Origin of the sequence: Candidatus Magnetobacterium casense, from assembly GCF_019173545.1 — a bacterium.
In the GTDB taxonomy this organism is placed as follows: domain Bacteria; phylum Nitrospirota; class Thermodesulfovibrionia; order Thermodesulfovibrionales; family Magnetobacteriaceae; genus Magnetobacterium; species Magnetobacterium cryptolimnobacter.
Window position 1 is genome coordinate 1 of the sequence record NZ_JABXWD010000330.1, and the last position, 3,752, is coordinate 3,752.

Genomic DNA, 3,752 nt, shown 5'->3' on the forward strand with positions numbered 1-3,752 from the left:
TATTATTTTAGCAGAGTTTACCCTCAGAATGATATAGCAGATTTCGATTGGATTAAATACAAAATACGTGGCATTTTTACGGGGTCAAGGGGACTGGTCCCCTTGCGGGTGGGTCTGAGGGAGGGCAGAGCCCTCCCTTCTTTTTTTGTATTGCATACGATCGAAACGCGCTATATAACTCAGGTTCAACAGGAGAGTACAATGCCTGATTGTGTAAAAAAGAAACATACTGAAAAAAATTTTGGTATGTTAAAAAATTTCTCTTGACATTTGTATATTGACCGTAATATAATAAGTTGATGGGGGCTATATTAGATAGTCTTACTGAATTAAAAAAGGAACTGAATAACGGTAACATAAAGTATTGAGTAGTTTTTGTACAATAGCAACACCAGTGAAGTCATTGGTAACCGCAGCAGCAGAAAACTCACACGCATTGTTGTCAGAAAAAGAAGGCTCAGTTTTAGAAAAAGTAAGACGCTCTTTTGTAATCAAAACATGGCTCACCATAAGTGTAACTATAGAGGTACTATTAATCATGATGGCAGACAAATATTCATATGCAACCACAATTACCACTCTATAGATTAAAGATATCGGCTTTAATAGTTAATATTAGGGTATAACAAAAAATAGCTTGATTTACTAGGCTAACAAAATCAACAAGGAGATGTTTAAGTATGTCGGTAGAAGGAACAGTTAAGTGGTTCAGTGAAAAGAAAGGGTATGGTTTTATTACACAGAGTAATGGACAGGATATATTCGTCCACCACACCTCAATCAAAGGAACGGGCTTCAAGACATTAAACGAGGGTCAGCGTGTATCTTTTGACGTCGTCGAAGACAGAAAGGGTTTCAAGGCAGAAAACGTCGTAACGCTTGACTAAGTGCCTATAGATTTAAGACTGTAATCCAAAGTCTTAGAAAAACTCATAACAAGCAACATACAAACAAAAACACAACCCTCCGGTGGTAGCAGTTGGCAAAGGCAAACTGCCCAACCGGGGGGTTCTGTATGGTATTGGAAGACTCGCAGCCCCTCAAAGAGATAACGATATATACCGATGGCGCCTGCTCAGGCAATCCAGGGCCGGGTGGGTATGCCGCCGTCTTGCTCTACAACAACCTCAGAAAAGAAATATCAGGCGGCTTCAGGCTGACAACCAACAACAGAATGGAAATCATGGCTGCAATAAAGGCACTCAGTGCGCTAAAATACAAGTGCCGTGTGACTATAGTCACCGATTCAAGACTCCTTGTCAACTCAATGATGCTGGGATGGGCAAGGCGATGGCAGGAAAATAACTGGATAAAAAATGATAAAAAAAAGGCCATCAATCCAGACCTCTGGCAACAACTGCTTGACCTCTGCGACAACCACGTCGTGCAATTTAAGTGGGTGCAGGGACACGCCTCAGATGAACTCAATGACCACTGTGACAAACTCTGCCGGAATGCAGCAAAACAACCAGACCTCGAAATTGACGTCGTATACGAAAGCACTGCGCTGTAAGCATGAATAAAAGTCGGCACGGTTGATATCAGTTAAGCCAAGCGTACAACAAACAGCCAACAGGTTAGCCGGATTAGGCAAGTTGGCCGGTCGGACCAGACCAGTGGGCAGGTGGCGGCTTGTTTTTCTGCTGTATGTGGTGTGCGTTGCGGTCTCTTTTGTCACCAGGGTTGTGCTGACAGTCAAGAGTTGGTCGGTACTGGATGCCAATGTGGTTGTTGTCATGAAGATATTCTTGGTGGGGTTGTTGTTTGACCTTGTTACAATGACATACTTTGCCGTACCGGTTGTGCTCTATATCACGGTGGTGCCACGCCGGGTATTCAACCACAGACTGCACGAGCTGGTGTTTTATGCTATGGGTGTTGCCGCTATATATTTTGTGCTCTTTGTCAGTGTCGCGGAGGTGGTGTTTTTTGATGAATTTGGGGTTCGGTTCAATTTCATAGCCGTAGATTACCTGATTTACACGACGGAGGTCGTAAACAACATACGTGAGTCTTATCCCCTAGGCGCCATTTTGTTTGCGGTTGGCCTTGTGAGTCTGTCCGTGTTTATGTGTATACGCAGGGGGGTTTCAGATGCGTTGCGGACTTCGCAGGAGGGTCTTGCAGTGCGGGTTAAATCTGCCGTGTTGTTTTTACTGCTGCCGGTGTTGTTTGGCTTGCTTTTCTCCAAGGGCAATTTCGATAACATGTCAGCAAACATCTACGTGAAAGAGATCGCCTCTAACGGGATATATGATTTTCTTGTTGCCCTCAACACCAATAAGCTCGACTATAAGCAGTTCTATCTGACCGGAGACGATAAATTAGTCTCTAAGACGCTCCGCGAGCTTGTCAGGGAGGACAACAGCGTATTTGTCTCTGCCGATAAGCCATACGACATCGAAAGGATGATCAGGGGTACAGGCATTGACACTGAGAGGTTAAACGTAGTGGTTGTGGTAGTTGAGAGCCTCAGTGCCGAGTACCTGGGGGTCTTTGGCGGCAAATCAAACCTGACCCCAAACCTTGACAAATTAAGCGCAGAGGGGATGTTTTTCACGAATTTCCTTGCCACAGGCACTCGCACTGTGAGGGGGCTTGAGGCCGTTACGCTCTCTATGCCTCCCACCCCTGGGGGGTCTATAGTAAAGCAGCAGCACAATGAGGAGTTGCCTTCATCATGGGGGAGGCTCATGAAACAAAAGGGATATCAAACGAGTTTCATGTATGGCGGAGACGGATTATTCGACAACATGAATTACTTCTTCAGCCACAACGGCTTTGATACGATAATTGATCGAAAGGATTTTGGCAAAGACGAAGTTGTCTTTGAAAACGCCTGGGGTGTCTGCGACGAGGCATTGTTTTCCAAGGCAATCCGTGAGTTTGACAAATCACATGCGAGTAAAAAACCATTCTTTACGCTCATAATGACTACATCCAATCACCGCCCCTACACCTACCCCGACGGCAGAATAGACATAGCCTCTCACTCGGGCAGAGACGGAGCCGTTAAGTACACCGATTATGCCATTGGCAAATTCATCAGGGACTCCAGTCAACGTCCGTGGTTTAAGGACACCGTCTTTGTGATACTGGCCGACCACTGTGCCAACTCCGCAGGGAAGACGGAGTTGCCCGTCAGAAATTACAGGATACCGTTACTCATATATAGCCCGGCCCACATCACACCCATGAGGATTGACAAACTCTCAAGCCAGATCGATGTAGCCCCCACGCTGCTTGCCCTACTGGGCCAGGGGTATCGGAGCAACTTCTTTGGCAAGGACATCCTCAAGTCACCAAAAGGGGATGAGAGGGCATTTATCGGGACATACGAAACACTCGGGTACATCAAGCACAACAAACTGGTCATACTTCACACCAAAGAGAGGGCAGAGGTCTTTGAGCTTGACCATGACTCCAGGCTAAGTGCAACCACCGATGAGCAACTCATAAACGAGGCCATAGCCTACTACCAGGGTGCACACGAAATGGTTGGCTCACTGCAAAGGAGGGGATTGAAAAAAAGACACATTATATTTTAGCCGCTAAATTCTGCCAGCCCAGGCAATCTCTAACGTGCGGGTAATCTCACCGGAACTTCATCATTAGCTGCAACTCGCCTGAAGGGTGCATAAACTTTGGTGGGTAAGATAAACGGGGTCAAGGGGACTGGTCCCCTTGCAGGGGAGGTCAAGGAGGGGGCGGAGCCGCCCTTCTTGTAGGGGGTAGGGGGCGAAGCCCCCATT

General features: G+C 46.5%; 5 protein-coding genes. 4 read left to right on the plus strand and 1 reads right to left on the minus strand.

Annotated features, from left to right (window positions below; all coding sequences use genetic code 11):
- Nucleotides 1-267 (plus strand): hypothetical protein (locus HWQ67_RS14230; RefSeq protein ID WP_218253354.1); only part of this gene is annotated, 267 nt, incomplete at its 5' end.
- A 54-nt stretch (nt 268-321) separates the two neighbouring features.
- Here HWQ67_RS14230 and HWQ67_RS14235 read toward each other — a convergent pair.
- On the minus strand, nt 322-570 hold the full coding sequence (locus HWQ67_RS14235; RefSeq protein WP_218253355.1) for a hypothetical protein: 249 nt from the start codon (nt 568-570) through the stop codon (nt 322-324).
- Nucleotides 571-680: 110 nt separating this feature from the next.
- Here HWQ67_RS14235 and HWQ67_RS14240 point away from each other — a divergent pair, with 110 nt between their 5' ends.
- From HWQ67_RS14240 to HWQ67_RS14250, 3 genes are all read left to right on the plus strand, one after another.
- Nucleotides 681-887: a cold-shock protein gene (locus HWQ67_RS14240; RefSeq protein WP_040333292.1), complete on the plus strand. Its 207-nt coding sequence runs from the start codon at nt 681-683 to the stop codon at nt 885-887.
- Nucleotides 888-1,021: 134 nt separating this feature from the next.
- Nucleotides 1,022-1,513, plus strand: a complete 492-nt coding sequence (gene rnhA / locus HWQ67_RS14245; protein WP_425340734.1) for a ribonuclease HI — start codon at nt 1,022-1,024, stop codon at nt 1,511-1,513.
- A gap of 22 nt (nt 1,514-1,535) precedes the next feature.
- On the plus strand, nt 1,536-3,548 hold the full coding sequence (locus HWQ67_RS14250; RefSeq protein WP_218253357.1) for an LTA synthase family protein: 2,013 nt from the start codon (nt 1,536-1,538) through the stop codon (nt 3,546-3,548).
- The last annotated feature ends 204 nt before the right edge of the window (nt 3,549-3,752 follow it).